Genomic DNA, 19,083 nt, shown 5'->3' on the forward strand with positions numbered 1-19,083 from the left:
TGATTATCGTGACCGCAATAAAAAGCGGGTGCCATCCGAAGATAGCACCCGCCTGTTCTTGATGGTGGTTAATCGCTAAGGACTAGGCTTTGTCATGCTCAAGTGCCGACTGTGAGCTATCATGCCTATTCCCTTTCATCTTGCGACCTAGCCAATCAGAAACGGTTGCAATCATGGCGTAGAAGCTGGGAATAAACAGGCTGCCCAAAGTGGCAACTGAGAACATACCCATGGCGACCGTGGTACCAATGTGATGACTGCTCACATCGCTGGCACCGGTCGCCAATGCGAGCGGTAAGGTACCAAAGATAAATGCCAGGGAGGTCATCACGATGGGGCGAAAGCGCAGCTCTGCTGCTGTAATCGCCGCTTCACGGATTGATTTTCCCTGCTCCTTACGCTGCAGTTCGGCGAATTCAACAATCAGGATGGCATTCTTCGCCGCAAGCCCGACCACCACCAACATGCCGATCTGCACATACACACTGGTGTCCAGCCCGCGCAACGCGATACCGCCAATACCCCCCAGGAAAGCAAAAGGCGTTGCAGTCAATACCGCTAGCGGTAAAGACCAACTCTCATACTGAGCCGCCAGGATCAGGAAGACCATCAATAGGCCGAAGACAATCGCTAGCGTCGCGGCGCTGCCCATATTGGACTCTTGGTATGCGGTCCCCGTCCAGCCCATGCCCCAGTTGCTGCCCAGCGCTTCCTCCACGACTTCGTTCATTGCTTCGATCGCCTGAGCTGAGCTATAACCAGCAGCTGGCTCACCCTGGAACATTGCACCGGCATAAACGCCGAAACGGGACACTACCGACGGACCGGTTTGGCGCTCAAGCTCGACAAATTCAGAGAGCGGAATACGTTCGCCATTTCCGCCACGCACGTAAACGCTGCTGACGTCTTCCGGCGTCTTCCGGAATTCATCTTCGTTTTGTAGATAGACCTGAAAATTACGGTTTTGATAGCTGAAGTAGTTCACAAAGCCGTTACCAAAGGTATTACCCAGAGCCGAGTTAATGTTCTCCAGCGCCACGCCGTAACTTAATGCTTTTTGCTGATCAATGTTGGCACGATAAGACGGGACATTAACGTTGAACGTTGTAAATACCCGGTTCAAGGCAGGATGCTGGTTAGCTTTCTGCATGATTTGCAGCGATGCTTCATACAGCTCACGTGCCGATGCACCATCAAAGGACTGCAAGTAGCCGGTAAACCCACCGGTGGTCGAAAGCCCCATGATAGGTGGCAAGTTAAAGGCCATCGCGGAACCACCATCAATACTGGCGCCCAACCCCATAATGCGCCCTACAAGTTCGGTGGCAGTCAAATCACGCTCAGACCAAGGACTTAGATTGATAAACATTACCCCCCGAGCGGTATTCACGGAACTCGACAAAATGTCATAGCCCGCCACCGCGGAGGAATATTCCACACCGGGAATATCTTCAATCGCTGCACTGAGTTTTGACATATAGCGCTGGGTGCGATCCAGCGACGCAGCGTCAGGAAGCGACACGCTGACCAGCACAACCCCCTGATCGGTTTCCGGCACCAGCGTTGAAGGCGTATTGGCGTAGAGCCAGTAGGAACCAACCCCTGTCGCTACCGTGAGCGCTAATGCCAATACCCAAAACCGTACCAAGCCTTTTACGACCCACATATAGGCAGCGGTGATCCCCGCAAACAGTCGGTCAAACAGGCGTAGCGGTGTATTTAGGGCGCGTTTGAATTTGGACTGCCCGGCACCGGCGATTTTGTGCTTGATAAAAATCGCTGACAGAGCAGGGGTAAAGGTCAGCGCCATTAACGCCGAAATGGCCACCGAGATCGCCACGGTAATTGCAAACTGCTGGTAAATCTGCCCGGTAAAGCCGCCCAGGAAAGCCACGGGTACAAACACGGCTGCCATGATCAACGAGGTCGCAATCACCGGCCCGCCGACTTCTTTCATCGCCCGAATAGTCGCGTCGCGTACACTGATATCGTCCTCTTCACTCAGCACGCGCTCGACGTTTTCCACTACAAGAATGGCATCGTCGACCACTATCCCTATCGATAACACCAAGGCAAATAGCGTCAGCAAGTTGATTGAAAAACCAAACATGTAGAAGCCTGCGAAGGTACCTACGACCGCAACCGGCACCACCGACATGGCAATCACGGTGAAACGCCAGTTCTGCAGGAAAATAAACAGAATGACGATAACGATCAGAAAGGCTTCAATAAAGGTGTGGAGCACCGTTTCCACGGAGGCATCAATAAACAGGGTGGTATCATAAGGGGCAACATACTCAAGCCCGGGCGGGAAGCGACCGGCCAGTTCCTCCATGGTATCCCGCACACCCTGCGCAGTTTCCAGCGCGTTAGCACCGGGCTGCTGGTTAATAATAATCGGCGTCATGGTTGAGCCGTTCAAACGCGCATCAACCCCGTAAAAAGATGCCCCAAGTTCAATACGCGCGACGTCTTCCAAGTGTAGCGAAGAGCCGTCGTTATTGGTGCGTAGGTAAATATTACGGAAGTCGTCGACATTATTAAGGCGGCCGCCAGCGGTAATCGTATAGGTGTACGCACGCGGCTCACTTTGCGGCGTCGATGCCAAATTGCCCGCAGGCACTTCAGTATTTTGTGCCCTAATCGCGCTGGCCACTTCACTGGGCGTCAGGTCGTACTGGGCCAACTTATCCGGATCCATCCAGATACGCATGGCAAACTCGCCGCCGCCCAACACCTCGGCATTACCCACACCCGGCACCTGGCGCAGTTCATCAAGCACGTTAAGGGTGGCGTAGTTCTGCATATAGATGTTGTCGTAGTCGCCATCAGGCGAGGTCAACGCGATAAACATCAAAATCGAGTCAGAGCGCAGCTCAACGGTGACACCTTGTGACTGCACGGCCTCAGGTAACTGCGAAAGCGCTCCCTGAACCCGGTTGTTGACGTTGATGGTGTTAATGTCGCCGTCGGTGCCGATGTCAAACGCCACGCTTAAGCTCATGAGGCCGTTATCGGCGCTGTTGGAGGTCATATAAAGCATGTTCTCAACGCCGTTAATGGCTTCGGCGATGGGAGCCGCCACCGTTTGCGCAACGGTTTCAGCGTCCGCCCCAGGGAACTGCGCTTGCACCGATACCGTCGGCGGCACCACGCTGGGGTACTGCTCAATCGGTAGAATACGCATGGACATCACGCCCACCAACGTCACGATAATCGCCAATACCGTGGCAAATATCGGGCGGCTGATGAAGAAGTTAGAGAAGTTCATTATTGCGCACCCTCTTCTCCTTCAGCGGGCTGGTCATCACCTGCCCCCTCTTCCATTGTCTCTGCCGCTTCAGACTGCTGTTGGGCCTCTTCTTGCTCCACATCTTCAACGATGTCCTCAGCGTTACCAGCAAACGGCTGAGGATCAATCACCATACCCGGCTCTAAACCAGCGGGGTCGCCGACCACTACACGCTCCCCCGGCTCAAGCCCCTCACGAATCAACTGCCATGGGCCAGCCACTTCGCCCAATGAAACAGTCCTTTCGCGGGCTTTGTCCTCGTCATCCAGGACAAACACTTGCGGGCCCATTAGCCCTTGGGTAACGGCAATTTCCGGGACTGCCATCACATCAAAACGCTTCAGGCCCTCGATGCGTACACGTACAAATTGGCCGGGCAGTACGGTCGCCTCAGGGTTTTCGAAGGTTGCGGATGCCTGCACGGTACTGGTGCCGCTATCGACTCGAGAGCCCAGGAAGTCCAAATGCCCTTCTAATTCGGAATCGCTGCCGCCACTCACGCCAGGAATGCTCAACCGCGCACGAATATCCGACGTATCACCGCCGTCACTCAACTGACGACGCAGCTCAAAGGCATCCCGCTGAGGCAGTTGGAAACGAACTTCCAGCGGATCCAGCGGGGTGATCGTAGCCAGCTCCGTACCCGAAGTCACCAAATTGCCCACGTTAACTTGGCTCAAACCGATCATGCCTGAGACAGGAGCCGTCACCTGGGAATAGCCTAAATCCAGGTTGGCACTGGTCAAAGCGGCTTCTGCTTGGGCGACGCTCGCCTGAGCTACTCGTTGGTCGGCCAACGCCTGATCATACTGCTGGCGACTCACTGAGTTTTGGCTTAATAACTGCTCGAAACGCTGGGCATCACGCTGGGCGCGGGCAAGCTCGGCACGAGCGCTCTGTAAATCGGCTTCACGCTGATTGACCGTGGCCTGGTAAAGATCGGGCTCGATGGTGTAAAGACGATCCCCCTCCTCCACCAACTGGCCGGGTTCAAAGTGGCGTTCCTCCAGAAACCCATTGACTCGGGCCACCAAAGTGACTTCATCATCACTGCGTAGCAGTGAGGGGTACGACTTATCCAACGGTATATCTTGACGCACCATTTCGGCCACTTCGACCTTATGAGGTGGAGCTTCTTGCTGGGCACCCTGTTGAGGCGCCTCGGCTTGTTCTTGACCGCAGGCTGAAAGTGCCAGCGCAGCTACTAGCGTCACCAGACTCGCTCGGCGTGAGTGAATCATCTTCTTCATACGTTGCATTCCCATATATCTTTTTTAAGGTGACCGATAGCACATGCGCACCTGAATCACTTCCAACCGACAAGCCATTACGTGCCAGGTTGGGGCGGTGCACCGATGTTGAGCGCGGACTCATAGCGGTCGTTGCCACCGCTTTCGGGCAAGGTGAAATTCACCTCATCGCCGGTTAACCACGCATTGACTTCTTCAATGGCGTCTACATCCAGGCGCCCGGCCTGCTGACGCAGTGAGAGCAGGTTAACGACATAGTCGTAGCGAGCCTCGGCGTAGTTGGCGATGGCGTTATACAAATTCTGCTCAGCGTTCAAAACGTCCACGATGTTACGGGTGCCGACTTCGTAACCGGCGCGCGTCGCTTCCAGCGCACTTTGGTTGGATACAATGGCCTGCTCGCGAGCCTCGACAGTTTCCACATCGTTGCTGACTTGAGTGTACAGAGAGCGAACCTGTTGAATTGACGAACGACGCTGGGACTCGAAATCATACTGGCTGCTTTCAAGTTGATAAGTCCCCTGGCGGATGCTGGCGCTGGTACTGCCGCCGGTGTAGACGGGTAAATTAGCGCGTATGCCTACTTGGCTAGAGGAGTCATTTCCAGTGGTGTTATCAATATCACTGTCGCCATACTGATAGTTGCCAAAGGCTGAAAGGGTGGGCAAACGACCCGCACGGGCAATTTCCACACCGCTGCGTGATACCTCAATCCCCGCCTGTTGCGCCAATACCTGAGGATTGCGCTCAATGGCTTGCTCTACCCAGTAGTCGCGGTTGCTGGGTTCCGGGAGGGCGATTGGCATACTGTCGCCCAACGCTTCAATACTGGCGTAGCGCTGGCCGGTCAGCTGCTCTAGTGCCTCAAATGCCACCTGCAGATTACTCTCTGCGGCAATGCGATCAGCACGGGACTGGTCAAAGGTAGCCCGGGCCTCTTCGACTTCGGTAATCGCAATCAAACCGACCTCAAACTGTTCGCCTGCCTGTTCAAGCTGACGGCCAATGGCTCGCTCTTGGGCAAAACGCGCTTCGAGGACTTCATAAGCCCGCAAAATATCAAAATAGGCGCTGGCCACGTCAATTAATAGCTGCTGTTCGGTAGCTGCCAGCAGGTATACCTGCTGGTCAATCTGCCGCTCGGCCTGAGTGACTTGGCGGCGCGTGACCTCATCATAAAGCGCTTGGGTGGCTTCGAGGGTGAGCGCTACGGTGTTGTAACGGTCATCACCAGCGCTCACATTACCCGTTCCAGCCCCTGTTCCCGCTCGGGATGAACCCTGACTTTCATATTGCTCGTTATGCGCCACGGTGCCCGAGGCGTTAATTTGGGGGAGTAACCCACCGCGGGCAACGTCTCTGCCTGCTTCAACACCCAAATACTCCGAGCGCGCCGAAGCAAGCTCAGCGTTATTATCCAACGCATCACGGGTAATCGTGATGAGGTCGGCGGCTTGAGCAGGCAATACAAAAGAAGCAGTAAATACCGCTAACAGTAGGGGTCGTAAAGGGGCATTGACTGCCCAGTGTGCCAGTCGCATGGGATTGCCTCTAGGTATCAGCGTCAGATGGTAAACGCGCTTAGTCTCTCAACCTGCTTGTCCTGCAGAAAATTAAGCCACTCGCACGTTAAGCCATTCAGAAAGATGAGCATTATAGTTACATTCATGTATGTATGCTAGCCTTGAACAATCTATAAATATGTGTGCAGCCTGTTGTCAAGTCGCATCCAACTTACCTTAGTCCAAAGCATGGTGGTTTGGCGATTAATGCGGCGCTCTTTTACGAAATTCCCGCGCATCGATACCCCATTTAGTTAGCCGCGAGGCCAGCGTAGTGGGTTTAATACCAAGCAGTTCTGCCGCGCCCCCGGTCCCAGAAATTTTACCTCTCGCCTGTTCCAGAGCGGCAATCGTGCTCGCCCGCCGACGTTGGCTCAGCGCCTGCTCAGTCAGCAGCGTTGCTTTACTTTGCTCTCCGCCGGTGTGGCGCAACGTCGGCATTGGTTGAGCACGCCCCATCGAGCGCGACGGCTCTCCCGATAGCAGGTCATCAAACATTAAGCGTCGATCCTGGGTCACGATGACTTGGCGCTCAATGATGTTTTCCAGTTCACGAATGTTGCCTGGCCATGGGTAGCGCTGCAGAATCTCCAACTGGGCGGGGGGAATGCGCACTCCCGGCTTATTAAATTTCAGGCAGGCACGCTGTAAAAAGTGCCGCGCCAGTAGCGGCACATCCTCAATCCGCTTGCGCAGCGGTACCGAATCAATAGGAAACACATTGAGTCGAAAATAGAGATCTTCACGAAAGTGGCCCGCATCGATCATGTCGCGCAGTTCGCGATTGGTGGCGGCAATCACCCGCACATCCACTTCGCGGGTACGGTTATCGCCTACGCGCTCAAACTGCTGATCCTGCAGCACCCGCAACAGCTTACTCTGCAGCTCCAGGGGGATTTCACCGACTTCATCCAAAAATAACGTGCCGCCGTGGGCAAGCTCAAAACGCCCTGGGCGATCCTGCACCGCGCCGGTAAAGGCCCCTTTTACATGGCCAAAAAACTCACTCTCAAACAGATCACGGGGAATAGCCGCACAGTTCACGCGGATCAGCGGTCGATCACTGCGCGTACTCCCCGCATGGATGGCGCGGGCAATCAGCTCTTTACCGGTGCCCGACTCGCCGCTAATCAACACGTTGGCGCTGGTGGGCGCAACCAGCTCAATCTGCTGAATCAGCTTGGCCACTGCCGGACTATTGCCGACAATATCGCGATGATTTAGCTCCGCTTTTATCTCTTCCTGGAGGTACTCATTTTCCAGTTCGAGGCGCTGCTTGAGTGACTCCACCTCAGCAAGGGCATCGCGCAACTGCTGCTCAGCACGCTTGCGCTCACGAATATCACGAAACAGCACCACCGCCCCGACCAAACGCCCCATTTCAAAAATCGGTGTACTCGTGTACTCAACGGGAATTGCCTCACCATTTTTGTGCCAGAACACCTCGTTATCGACATGATGCACCTGACCATCGCTAAACGAGGCGTGAATAGGGCACTGCTGCACCGGGAAGTGACTGCCATCGGCGTGGGTGTGGTGGAACATCAGGTGAGCGTCGTGGCCCACCATATCCTCGGTACTCCAGCCCAGAATTCGCTCGGCGGCAGGATTAACGAAGGTTGTTTTGCCTTCGGCATCCAGACCGTAAATCCCCTCGCCCGCTGCGCCAAGAATCAGTTGGTTCTGCTTTTCAATCCGCTCGAATACCTGCTCGACCCGCTGCCAACCCACCTCACCCTGGCGGTGCTGGCGGCCTAATTCCGCTTTTGCTCGCCGCTGCTCAGCTTTATTGCGGTCTATAAGCGTCAGCAACAGCTGTGAAGAGTCGTCGATACGCTGAGCATAAACCTCAACTCGATACGGCTGGCGCAGCATATCTAACATCACCAGGTCATCCGACCAGGCCGCTTTGTGTGTTAGCGCTTCATCGGTGAAGCTCACCCATAGTGACAGCGAAGCACCCAAGCGATGGCTAAACGGTGCCTCCAAAGGCATTGCTTCATCAATATTGAGCAGCGCGCAAGCGGCATAATTCGCAGCGAGCAGTTGGTCGGCAAACGGATCGACCAAAATCATCGCCAGAGGCGAAAAGCCACCCATCAACGCAAAAGCGTGATGACGTTCAGGCTCATCCATTAGTGTCGGTCTCAAATGAGTTGTCCCATCACCATTCAATTACCGCGCCAGTTACGACATTTCGTCACTAAAACAACGAAATATCGTAGTTTACGATATTTCGTAACACCTTAAACGCTCCAAAAACATCCTCTAAAAAATAAATTAATCCATTCAAAACAAAATATTAGAAATCATATGCGCGAGTTGGCACACAAATAGCACTGGATGGGTGGATAGTGCGATAGCGCCACACGCTTAATCTCTTTTGCACCAGGACGGCGCAGCCATCGGTTTTATTGCTCCTATTTATTGCTCCTATCAGGAAACACTAAAACTCTTGGGTTAGGCGTTAATTAACCGAAATGACACAGGAGACATATTTATGTCTTATCTAATGCCCAGTGAATTTGTCACCAAGTTGGTGGATCAGGGTGAGTCAAAAGTCTATATGGGCACCCGGGATACGCTTATCCGCGCCTTTATGGCAGGAGCGACTCTGGCGTTGGCGGTTATTTTTGCCATCACCATCGCGACGCAAACAGGCCACTTTTTGATTGGGGCACTACTCTTCCCCGTGGGCTTTGTGATGCTCTACCTGATGGGCTATGACCTGCTCACCGGGGTTTTTATGCTGGTGCCAATTGCATGGCTCGACAAAAGACCCGGAGTGACACTGCCGCGCATGCTGAAGTGCTGGGCTCTGGTAGGGCTTGGCAACCTTGGGGGCGCCCTATTTATCGCCACCTTCGGCTACCTGAATTTCACCATGGGCGGCACAGAGGAGATCAACGCTGTCGGCCAAACGATGATGGCCGTTGGTGAAAGCCGCACGGTGGGTTATCAGGAGGCGGGGCTTGCCGGTTGGATTGTGCTTTTCCTGAGAGGCATGTTCTGCAACTGGATGGTATCCATGGGCGTGGTGGGCGCGGCCATTTCCACAACGGTTTCCGGCAAAATCATGGCCATGTGGATGCCGATTATTGTCTTCTTCTACCTTGGTTTTGAGCACTCAGTGGTCAACATGTTTCTGTTCCCAATTGGCCTCATGCTGGGCGCTGACTTCACGCTGTATCAATACATTATGTGGAACGAAATCCCCACGGTACTGGGTAACCTGGTAGGCGGCCTAACCCTGGTTGGCTTGGTTCTCTATACCACCCACGTCCGTACTCAGCCCAAAAAGGTGCTGTCTTGATCACAGCCTAATAGGCCAAAGCCCCCTTTATAGGAGAAACCCTAATGGATAAACTCGAAATGCGTCACACCCTGCTCGCCGCCAAAGCGCGTAAAAAAATGAGCTGGGAAGATATTGGCAAAGCGGTCGGCATGTCGCCGGTATGGGTGGCTTCCGCCTGTTACGGCATGAACAGCGCCAGCCAAGAAGTTGCCGCTAAGCTGTGTGACACCCTTGGCGTGGAGAGCGATGCGGTAGAGGCTTTAGTGGCCTTTCCCACTAAAGCCTGGGATGAAGCGATCCCCCAGGATCCATTTATCTACCGCCTCTATGAAGTCGTCGGTGTGTACGGTGAGACCCTAAAAGACGTGGTGCAGGAGAAATTTGGCGACGGCATTATGAGCGCCATCGATTTCACCATGGAGGTCGACAAAATCGAAGACCCCAAAGGCGACCGGGTACTATTAACTTTGAATGGTAAGTTTTTGCCCTATAAATCTTGGTAAAACGTAAGTCCTGGTAAGTCAGGCGAAGGACTCAAGCCTCGCCACGCAGCGTTCAACCGCAGAACGATAGCCGGCACCGAACAGCACCAGGTGATTCAACAGTGGGTAAAGCTGAAACAGAGCTTCACGCCTCGGCCAGCTGGTCGGGGCGTCGCCGTTCCAGTAGGCGTCAAAAAATGCCTCTCCCGGCGAGCCAAATAGCGTCAGCATCGCCACGTCCACTTCCGGGTAGTGGCGATACACAGCCGGATCGATGATCGCCGGCCCTTTTGTAGTGAAGAGTACATTCCCTGACCACAAATCACCGTGCAGCAAGCTGGGCGGTGCATCGGGCAGCCAGCGCTCCAAATCGTGGGCCAAGCGTTCGATACGGCCACGCAGCTCGCTGTCCAATAGCCCACGCTGGTGGCATGCCTCACACAGAGGGAGCAAGCGGCGCTCGCGCTGGAAAGCTCGACCGTCGCTGAGCGGGGCATTCGGCTGGGGTGTGCGCCCACAAGCGTTATCCTGATGCCAGCCGTGGGCATCGCCAATCACGCTGTGCAAACCGCGCAGCCCTTCGCCAAGCGCCGCTTCGCTCTTCTGCCCAGCGGGCACGGTGTCCAATGACTCAATGATCAGCCAGCCTTCTGCCAAACCTAACACCTCTGGCACTACCAGCGATGAACAGGCACCATGCAACGCACGCAGCCCTTCGGCTTCGCCACGCAGCCGCGCCGTATCGTCGTGTTTAATCACCACCTGCCCCTGACGGGTCTCCAGGCGGTATACAGCAGCAATGTCACCCCCACTGAGCGACTGCAAACCGCCGACGGGGGTTAATTTGATAGATTCCAACAGTTGGCTCAGGGTGGCATCCATAAGGCTTTCTCCCTGTACCCGAATGTATAACGGCGTCAGGGTTAGGGGCCCCCTAGTCCCGACGCGCTTAAGCTATGGGCTAGCTTATATTTCAGCCTAACCGCTTATCGATCAGGCTTTCTAACTCAAGCTGGTCGTCGTGGAAGCGGCGGATGCCATCGGCCAGCTTGTCGTTGGCCATGGCATCCTGATTGTGGCCCCAGCGGAAAGCGGCTTCGTTCAATGGCTCGGTAGGCTTGCCACTGCCTTCACCCGCTTGAATTTGCGCAGCAACGCTGCCTTCGGTGGCATCCAGCTCTTCCAGTAATGCAGGCGAAATGGTCAGCCGTGGGCAGCCTGCCAATGCAAGTACCTGCCCGGTATTACGGAAGCTTGCGCCCATTACCACGGTGTCGTAGCCGCCCTGGTTGGCACGTTGGCAAACGCCTTGCACGAACTGAACGCCCGGGTCGTTTTCCGACGTGTAGTCGTTGCCGGTCTCTTTTTTGTACCAATCGGTCACGCGGCCTACGAAGGGTGAAATCAGAAACACTCCGGCATCAAAACAGGCCTGAGCCTGGGCATCGCTGAACAGCAGCGTCAGGTTGCACTGAATACCTTCGCGTTCAAGCACCTCGGCGGCGCGAATGCCTTCCCAGGTAGACGCCAGCTTGATTAGCACGCGGTCACGTGACACGCCACGGGCATCGTACAGCTCGATTAACTCGTGGGCCTTGGCAATGCTGGCCTGGGTATCAAAAGACAAACGGGCCGCCACTTCGGTGGAAACACGCCCCGGTACAACGGCGGAAATTTCACTGCCCATGGCCACCGCCAAGCGGTCAACGGCATGCTTGACCTGCTCTTCACGGCTGCCAACCGAGGCTTTTACATTGCTCAGCTCTTCGTCGATCAGCGCTTGATAACCGGGCAGACTAAACGCCTTGAGCAGCAGTGACGGGTTAGTGGTGGCATCCTGCGGCTGATAGCGGCGAATAGCCTCAAGATCACCGGTGTCGGCGACGACAAGCGAATGTTGCTTTAACTGTTGCAGCTGGCTAGTCATAAAATCTCCTTGGTATGCGTTTAAGCGCCGCCATGGCGTTGTTCAAGTGCTGCGCAGTAGCGCATATAAATCGGTTGGTACGCGGCCACTCGCTCAGGATGGGGGTCAGCAAGTGACTGCGCATCCAAGTGGACTAATCTTTCACACAGCGTTTCCAGGGTTACGCCCTCTGAACGCTGGTCGCACCAGGCCGCCTGTATTGCGGCGCCAAGCGCGGCCGCATCGGTAATCTCAGGACAAATCACCTGGGTACCGGTAATGTCCGCGACCATCTGGCGCCAAACGGGGCTGTTAGCGCCGCCACCGATCAAACGAATCTGGCTGGCGCCGGCGGTTAAATCACCCAACAATTCCAGCCCATAGCGTAGCCCGAAAGTGGCCCCCTCCACCACGGCCCGACACAAATTAGCCTGGGTGGTATTCAGACTGGTCAGGCCAAGAAAGTCCGCGGAGGCGTCGGGCAGCATCGGCACTCGCTCACCGTTGAAAAACGGCAATACGGTAACGCCCTCGGCGCCTATCGGCGCGCTGGCTACTTTTTCGCCAAAGGCTGCCAGATCCAAGCCAAACAGTTCGCGCACCCGCGTGGTGGCCGAAGTAACATTCATCGTGCAGATCAGCGGCAGCCAGCCACCGGTGCTGGAACAGAAGTTGGCGACCATGGCGTTATCGCATTCAACAGGGTTAGCCGAGTAAGCGCAAACGGTGCCGGAGGTGCCCAAACTCAGCGTGATCAGCCCTGGAGTAATATTGCCGGTGCCAATGGCGCCCAACATATTGTCACCGCCGCCGGAGGAGACGACAACCTGGTCGCCAAGCCCAAGCTCGCGGGCCACGGCCGGGCGTACAAAGCCTACCGGTTCATGGGCTTCCAGCACCCGGGGCAATACCCGCGCCGGGTCTAATTCTGGGGCCATCTCGGCAAAAACATCCAGCTGCCAGCAACGCTTACGGGTATCGAAGTAGCCAGTACCGGAGGCGTCGCCCGCCTCAGTGACCCGTTCGCCGGTGAGCCAGAAATTAAGGTAGTCGTGGGGCAGCAGCAGGCTCTCGATGCGCCGATACGCATCCGGATGATGCTCGCGCAGCCAAACGATTTTAGACGCGGTATAGCCGGTTTGTAGCACCAGCCCCAGCTTCTCCAAACAGCCCGGCTCGCCGCCCAGGCGGGTAACTAAATCGGCATTCTGGGCGCTGGTCTCAGTATCGCACCACAGCTTGGCGGGATAGACCGGCACGCCTTCGCCATCGAGCGCGACCATGCCGTGCTGTTGGCCTGAGACACCAATGCCGCGCACTTGGCTAGCCGATACAGCGGCTTTATCCAACGCGGCAAAAAACGCCGCTTTCAATGCGGCTAACCACTCCGCAGGCGCCTGCTCCCGGCGGCCATTTTCGCCCTCTTCCAAGCGGTGAGGACGGCTTGCTTCAGCGAGAATCTTGCCTCGCTCAACGTCTACCACCACTACTTTGGTACTTTGGGTACCGCAATCCACCCCGATATACATCACACTGTTCCTTTGGACGACGCCAGACCCTCTAGCGTAGCGCGTGCGCCACGTTCGTGCAGTGAACTAAGGGCCGCTAAATAGGCTTCAACAAAGCGAGTGCTGTCGATTAAGTCACCAAACAGCTCGCGGTTTTCGATAAAGGCCGTTGGCCGTTGGCGGTTCTCGGCAGCAATCGCCATTAACGGCGCTTTCAAGCGATCGACGATCTCAATGGTCTGGCCCTGCTCGTCGACCCCTTCAGCGTAGCGCGCCCAGCTGGCCACCACGGCGGCGCTGCGCTCTACTTCACCACCCTGGGCCAACTGTTGGCGAATCACCGGCACTAGCCATTTAGGAATGCGGTCAGAGCTCTCGGCGCAAAGCCGTGCCAGGGTATCTTTGATTTGCGGGTTGGCGAAGCGCTCAATCAGCGTTAATCGGTAGGTTTCCAAATCAACCCCCGGTACCGGCGCCAAGGTCGGCGTGCCCTCTTCACGCATATAGCCCAGTAAAAAATCAACGAATAGCGGATCTTGGCACACCTCATGGGCGTAGCGGTATCCGGCTAAATAGCCAAAGTAGGTCAATGCCTGGTGACTGGCGTTGAGCAGGCGCAGCTTCATCAGTTCGTAGGGTTCGACATCTTCCACGACTTGGACACCCACTTTATCAAACGCCGGACGTCCTAGGGGGAAGTGATCTTCCAACACCCACTGGGTGAAGGGTTCGCAGACCACCGGCCAGGCGTCCTCTACGCCAAAGCGCTGATTCAGTTCATCAATATCCGTAGGCGACGTCACCGGGGTAATACGATCCACCATGGCGTTGGGGAACGCCACTTCGCTTGCAACCCAGGCGCCTAGCTCGGCGTCCCGCGCCTGGGCATAGGCGCCAAACATACGCTTGGCTACATCGCCATTACCTTGAATATTATCGCAAGACATCACGGTAAATGGCGGGATACCCCGCGCACGCCGGCGGGCGAGCGCTTCCACCACCAGCCCGAAGCTGGTGGTGGGCTGGGTGGGGTTAGCAAGATCGGCGCGTACCTGGGGGTTATCGAGGTCGAATTCGCCGCTCACCGGGTGAAAATTGTAACCGCCTTCGGTCACCGTCAATGACACAATGCGAATCGCCGGATCGGCCATCTGCTCGATAACTGTCTCAGTGCCTTCCGGTGCAAATAGGTAATTCACCATACTACCAATGACCCGTGGCTCATACTTGCCATCGGGGTGTTTGACCACCAGGGTATAGAGATAGTCCTGCGCTGCCAGTGCCTGCTGCATGCGTTTGTCGCCGGGCATCACGCCCACACCAACAATGCCCCAATCCAGCGCTTCGCCCTGGTTCATCAATGCATCCAGATACATCGCTTGGTGGGCGCGGTGAAAGCCGCCTACCCCAATATGTACGATGCCGGGGGTGAGCGTCTTGCGGTCATATTGAGGTTTGGCAACGTAATTAGATTTGGCAACATCGTCGGTTAGCTTGCCCAGGTTGTGATTGTTAAGTCGGGTCATGGGACTCTCCAGCCAAGGCCTTCTTGGCGCGATGGGGTGAATAAAGGCAGGTAACAAGTGACGCTATCAATGGGTTAACACAAAGGGGCTAACACAAAGTACTAGCGCCAGCGCTGGTCAGGCGGTAAACAGCAACTCTTCACTAATTGAGCGTTAAGCATGTCTTTGTGGTGGGTGCGCTCCAGTGCACCGGTGCGATCCTGGCCCATCTCAAGCCAGCGATTGATCAGCCGATCGACCAACACGACGTCATCGACGTCTAGAAATAGCGTCCAATCGAACAGCGGTCGCAGTTCACGCCAGGGGGAGCGGTCAAGCAGCAGGTAGTTGCCCTCGACAATGACGATGCGCTGTTCAAGGGTGATCAGTCGTCCACCGGCGCGGGCTAGATCCAGTGGGCGGTCAAAAACCGGTACAGCTACCGGATGAACCCCTTGGCGGATACGCTCGAGGTCGCAGCGCAACCCCTCTACATCGAAGGTATGGGGCGCCCCTTTTACCGGCACCTGCTCTTCACCCAGCACAGCGTTATCGAAGTGATAGCCATCCATGGGCACTAGCCCAGCCTGGCCCGGCAGGTGCTGATTAATGGCATCGCAGAGCTGGGCGCTGCGATAGGACTTCCCCGCCCCCGGCGGCCCTGCCAGCGCGACTAGATAGCGTGAGGCGCCTTCGGCGGCGCGAATAATCTGATGGGCTAAAGTATCAAGATCAGGGGTCATGGCCACCTCAACTCATCCAGTTGCCGCCATCGACATTGAGTGTCTGGGCAACAACGTAATCACTGTCTTGGCTGGCCAAAAACAGCGCCGCACCGGTGTGGTCTTCGGGAAGCCCCATACGCCCAAACGGCACCGCCTCGCCCACCAAGCGCTTCTTCTCACCGAGCGGGCGGTTTTCAAAACGGGCAAACAGCGCGTCGACCTCTTCCCACATCGGCGTATCCACCACGCCCGGGGCGATGCCGTTGACGTTGATGCGGTGTTTGATGAGATCCAAACCACTGGATTGGGTAAGGCTGATGACAGCCGCTTTGCTGGCGCAATAAACGCTTACCAGGGCTTCACCGCGGCGACCTGCCTGGGAGGCCATATTGATAATTTTGCCCCCCTGACCACGGGCCACCATCGAACGGGCAACCGCCTGCAGGGTAAAAAACATACCTTTGGTATTGACCGCAAACTGCTTATCAAAGCTTTCCTCGGTCACCTCAAGCACCGGCGCCATATCAAAGATGGCAGCGTTGTTGACCAAAATATCGATACCACTGAAGCGCTCTATTACCGTTTTGACCATGGCGTCAATCGATGTCTGATCGCAGACGTTCAGCTCGACCCCCATCACTTTTTCGGCAGGCGCCTGCTGCTGCAGCGTCGCTAAAGCATCATCGATAGCGGCCCGATCGATATCCGCCACTACCACGCTGGCGCCTTCGCTTAAATAACGCTGGGCAATGGCCAGGCCGATACCCCGCGCGCCACCGGTAATCACCGCGATTTTATTGGTTAGTTTCATCGTCATGCTCTCGTTAAGGCGAACAGCTGGAAGCCTTGGCTTGCCACTCGTCCACCAAGGCTTCCAGGCCGTGCATATGCTCTAAAATACGCCAGGCACCGACTTGAGTAAGGCGCGCCGCTTGATCAACATCCACATGGCTGGCGCCGATAAACCCAATCACGCACATACCTGCAGCACGGGCGGCCGTCACCCCGGCCACGCTATCTTCTACCACTAGACAGTCACGCGGCACTTGGCCTAAATGGGATGCCGCCAATCGGTAGAGTGCGGGGTCGGGCTTGGGATGCGCTACCTGATCAGCGGTAAAAATAGGCACCTCGCCAAACGCATCGGCCAACCCTGTGCTTGCCAGTGATGCCAATACACGACTGCGTCGACTGTTGGAAACCACCGCCTTTTCCAAGGTAATGCCACGAATCGCCTTGTCGGCGCCGTCTATAGCTTTAAGCTCCTGCGCCAAACGGGCCTCGATAGCAGTATCCACCTGCTCGGTGGCATCAGACGGCAGCGTGTGGGCGCTTAACGCTTCAAGATGAGCAAGAATAGCCGCCGTGGTCATCCCCAGCGCTTGGCCTAGTTCCTGGTCGATATTCAGATCGGGCAGCCAGCGGGAGAGGTACTCCACCAGCGTACCTTCAGCCAGCGCCTCGCTGTCGACCAGCACGCCATCACAGTCAAAGATGAGTGTCCTCATGCAGGCTCCTCAGAAGGCGAACCGGGCGCGCGGTTATCGTGTCGGGTTAGCCCTGCCAAGGGATGCTGTTGCAAGCTGGGCAAGGCCAGGCCGCCAGCGTCAAACAGGTGGGCGCGCTCGGGGGCAAAGCCGAAATGCACCGTATCGTTAACCCGATAGGCCACGTCGCCATCGGCCATAATCGTGATCAGTTCGTCGTCCATCTGGACATAGAGCGAGGTTTGACCACCTAGCCGCTCCAGCACTTTGATCTCGCCGCTCAGGGGCCCCTGCTCTTCGAGCACTAAGTGTTCCGGGCGAACACCCAGCTCAAGAGGGGCGTTGGCCTCCAGGTGCTGACCGTCCACCGGCACGCTGCGTTCACCGCCGCCGGGCATACGAATCCCCACGCCTTCAGGCGAAACGCTGGTCAGCGTTACCGACAGAAAGTTCATTTTCGGCGAGCCGATAAAACCCGCTACAAAGCGATTGCGCGGATGATGGTAGAGCGCCATGGGCGAGCCCACCTGCTCGACCACGCCGTCGTGGAGCACAACGATTTTATCCGCCATGGTCATCGCTTCGATCTGGTCGTGGGTGACGTAGATCATGGTGGCGTCCAGCTCATCGTGCAGACGCGCCAGCTCGATACGCATCTGCACCCGCAGCGCGGCATCCAGGTTGGAGAGCGGCTCGTCGAACAGAAAGATGCTGGGGTTACGCACAATCGCCCGACCAATCGCCACCCGCTGGCGCTGACCGCCGGAGAGCGCTTTGGGCTTGCGGTCTAACAGCGGCTCCAGCTGCAAAATCTTGGCCGCCTCCAGCACCTTGGCGCGTCGCTCCTCCTTGGGCACCCCGGCCAGGCGCATGCTGAAGCCCATGTTGCCCTCGACCGTCATATGCGGGTAAAGCGCGTAGCTCTGAAACACCATGGCGAGGCCACGGTCGGCGGGGCCGACGTCATTGATGCGCTGTCCGTCGATCAAAATATCACCGTCGGTCGCACTTTCCAGCCCGGCGATCATACGCATCAGGGTCGATTTACCGCAGCCGGAGGGACCAACGAAGACCACAAACTCTCGGTCATTGACCTCAAGGTCGATGCCCTTGATCACCTCGGTGTCGCCGAAACGCTTGGTAATATTGTTCAGTTGTAGTGTTGCCATGAGGAATATCCTTTACTTGACGGCACCAAAGGTCAGGCCACGTACCATTTGTTTTTGGGTCATCCAACCAAGTATCAAAATCGGCGCAATCGCCATGGTGGAAGCGGCGGACAATTTGGCCCAGAACAGCCCCTCAGGGCTTGAGAATGAGGCGATATAGGCGGTTAACGGCGCAGCACTTGAGGTCGTTAGGTTGAGACTCCAGAACGCCTCGTTCCAACTCAAAATGACCGATAGCAGGCCCGTTGAGGCGATACCCGGCAGCGTGAGCGGCAGCAGCAGAAAGAACACTTCCTGGACGGTGGAGGCGCCGTCCATACGCCCTGCTTCAAGAATGTCTTTGGGCATATCCTTGAAGAAGGTGTAGAGCATCCACACCACAATCGGCAGGTTCATCAGGGTATAGATGATGATTAACCCGGTGCGGGTGTCGAGCAGCCCAACGTCACGGAAAATGAGATAAATCGGCACCAGCACACCCACCGAGGGCAGCATTTTGGTAGAGAGCATCCACAGCAGCGTGCCTTTGGTGCGTTTAGTGGGCAAAAAGGCCATGGCGTAGGCTGAAGGAATCGCAATCAGCAGCGCGAAGAACGTTGAGCCAAATGCCACCGCAACGCTGTTGAGCGCAAAGCGTGCATAGCCGGAACGCGCGTGCACGTCCTGGTAGCTCTCTAAGGTGGGCGAAAAAATCAGCGAGGGGTCGGCAATCGCCGCTGTTTCCGTTTTAAAGCCGGTCAGGATCATCCAGAAAATCGGAAAGAAGATCACCAGCGCCACCGACCACCCCAAAAGTGTCAGCAAGATGCGCTTGCTTTGCGCCGACCGCCACCCTGACACCGAGCGTGGCGCTGCGGTTTTGGAACTTAATGTTGTCATCGAAGTACTCCCAAGACACAAGT

At 56.2% G+C, this 19,083-nt stretch carries 15 protein-coding genes; 2 read left to right on the plus strand and 13 right to left on the minus strand.

All coding sequences use genetic code 11. The features are described from left to right. Nucleotides 1-82 precede the first annotated feature (82 nt). The 4 genes from ACW17M_RS09860 to ACW17M_RS09875 all read right to left on the minus strand — a co-directional run bounded on the left by ACW17M_RS09860 (nucleotide 83) and on the right by ACW17M_RS09875 (nucleotide 8,240). Nucleotides 83-3,271: an efflux RND transporter permease subunit gene (locus tag ACW17M_RS09860; RefSeq protein ID WP_027959768.1), complete on the minus strand. Its 3,189-nt coding sequence runs from the start codon at nucleotides 3,269-3,271 to the stop codon at nucleotides 83-85. Beyond that, nucleotides 3,271-4,542, minus strand: a complete 1,272-nt coding sequence (locus tag ACW17M_RS09865; protein WP_027959769.1) for an efflux RND transporter periplasmic adaptor subunit — start codon at nucleotides 4,540-4,542, stop codon at nucleotides 3,271-3,273. Before ACW17M_RS09865 ends, ACW17M_RS09860 begins: the two co-directional genes overlap by 1 nt. A 77-nt stretch (nucleotides 4,543-4,619) precedes the next feature. Further along, on the minus strand, nucleotides 4,620-6,083 hold the full coding sequence (locus tag ACW17M_RS09870) for a TolC family outer membrane protein (RefSeq protein WP_009287284.1): 1,464 nt from the start codon (nucleotides 6,081-6,083) through the stop codon (nucleotides 4,620-4,622). Nucleotides 6,084-6,308: 225 nt separating this feature from the next. Then, complete coding sequence (locus ACW17M_RS09875) at nucleotides 6,309-8,240, minus strand: sigma 54-interacting transcriptional regulator (RefSeq protein WP_051052014.1); 1,932 nt, start codon at nucleotides 8,238-8,240, stop codon at nucleotides 6,309-6,311. Nucleotides 8,241-8,604: 364 nt separating this feature from the next. On the opposite strand from ACW17M_RS09875, the gene ACW17M_RS09880 reads away from it, so the two are divergent. After that, nucleotides 8,605-9,417: a formate/nitrite transporter family protein gene (locus ACW17M_RS09880; RefSeq protein WP_009287282.1), complete on the plus strand. Its 813-nt coding sequence runs from the start codon at nucleotides 8,605-8,607 to the stop codon at nucleotides 9,415-9,417. Between the two features lie 44 nt (nucleotides 9,418-9,461). Further along, on the plus strand, nucleotides 9,462-9,902 hold the full coding sequence (gene cynS / locus ACW17M_RS09885; protein WP_233973737.1) for a cyanase: 441 nt from the start codon (nucleotides 9,462-9,464) through the stop codon (nucleotides 9,900-9,902). Between the two features lie 18 nt (nucleotides 9,903-9,920). On the opposite strand, the gene ACW17M_RS09890 is transcribed toward cynS, so the two are convergent. The 9 genes from ACW17M_RS09890 to ACW17M_RS09930 form a co-directional block, all read right to left on the minus strand. Further along, nucleotides 9,921-10,763, minus strand: a complete 843-nt coding sequence (locus tag ACW17M_RS09890; protein WP_414122468.1) for a fructosamine kinase family protein — start codon at nucleotides 10,761-10,763, stop codon at nucleotides 9,921-9,923. 91 nt (nucleotides 10,764-10,854) lie between these two features. Continuing rightward, nucleotides 10,855-11,808, minus strand: coding sequence for a transaldolase (tal, locus tag ACW17M_RS09895; RefSeq protein WP_414122470.1), 954 nt, complete (start codon nucleotides 11,806-11,808; stop codon nucleotides 10,855-10,857). Nucleotides 11,809-11,828: 20 nt separating this feature from the next. Further along, complete coding sequence (gene xylB, locus ACW17M_RS09900) at nucleotides 11,829-13,316, minus strand: xylulokinase (RefSeq protein ID WP_027959772.1); 1,488 nt, start codon at nucleotides 13,314-13,316, stop codon at nucleotides 11,829-11,831. Next, entirely contained in the window at nucleotides 13,316-14,821 is a 1,506-nt protein-coding gene (locus tag ACW17M_RS09905; RefSeq protein ID WP_457547332.1) for a mannitol dehydrogenase family protein, read from the minus strand. Before ACW17M_RS09905 ends, xylB begins: the two co-directional genes overlap by 1 nt. A gap of 101 nt (nucleotides 14,822-14,922) precedes the next feature. Further along, nucleotides 14,923-15,543, minus strand: coding sequence for a nucleoside/nucleotide kinase family protein (locus tag ACW17M_RS09910; RefSeq protein ID WP_427768665.1), 621 nt, complete (start codon nucleotides 15,541-15,543; stop codon nucleotides 14,923-14,925). Nucleotides 15,544-15,550: 7 nt separating this feature from the next. Then, on the minus strand, nucleotides 15,551-16,336 hold the full coding sequence (locus ACW17M_RS09915; protein WP_427768662.1) for an L-iditol 2-dehydrogenase: 786 nt from the start codon (nucleotides 16,334-16,336) through the stop codon (nucleotides 15,551-15,553). Nucleotides 16,337-16,349: 13 nt separating this feature from the next. Beyond that, on the minus strand, nucleotides 16,350-17,033 hold the full coding sequence (locus ACW17M_RS09920) for an HAD family hydrolase (RefSeq protein ID WP_144810231.1): 684 nt from the start codon (nucleotides 17,031-17,033) through the stop codon (nucleotides 16,350-16,352). Beyond that, a complete protein-coding gene (locus ACW17M_RS09925) occupies nucleotides 17,030-18,181 on the minus strand; it encodes an ABC transporter ATP-binding protein (protein ID WP_027959777.1) in 1,152 nt (383 codons plus the stop codon). Before ACW17M_RS09925 ends, ACW17M_RS09920 begins: the two co-directional genes overlap by 4 nt. A 12-nt stretch (nucleotides 18,182-18,193) precedes the next feature. Beyond that, the gene (locus ACW17M_RS09930) at nucleotides 18,194-19,060 is read right to left on the minus strand and encodes a carbohydrate ABC transporter permease (protein ID WP_427768658.1); all 867 of its coding nucleotides are present in this window, start codon (nucleotides 19,058-19,060) and stop codon (nucleotides 18,194-18,196) included. Nucleotides 19,061-19,083: the final 23 nt, after the last annotated feature.

Source organism: Vreelandella sp. 2A-K22, assembly GCF_054065485.1.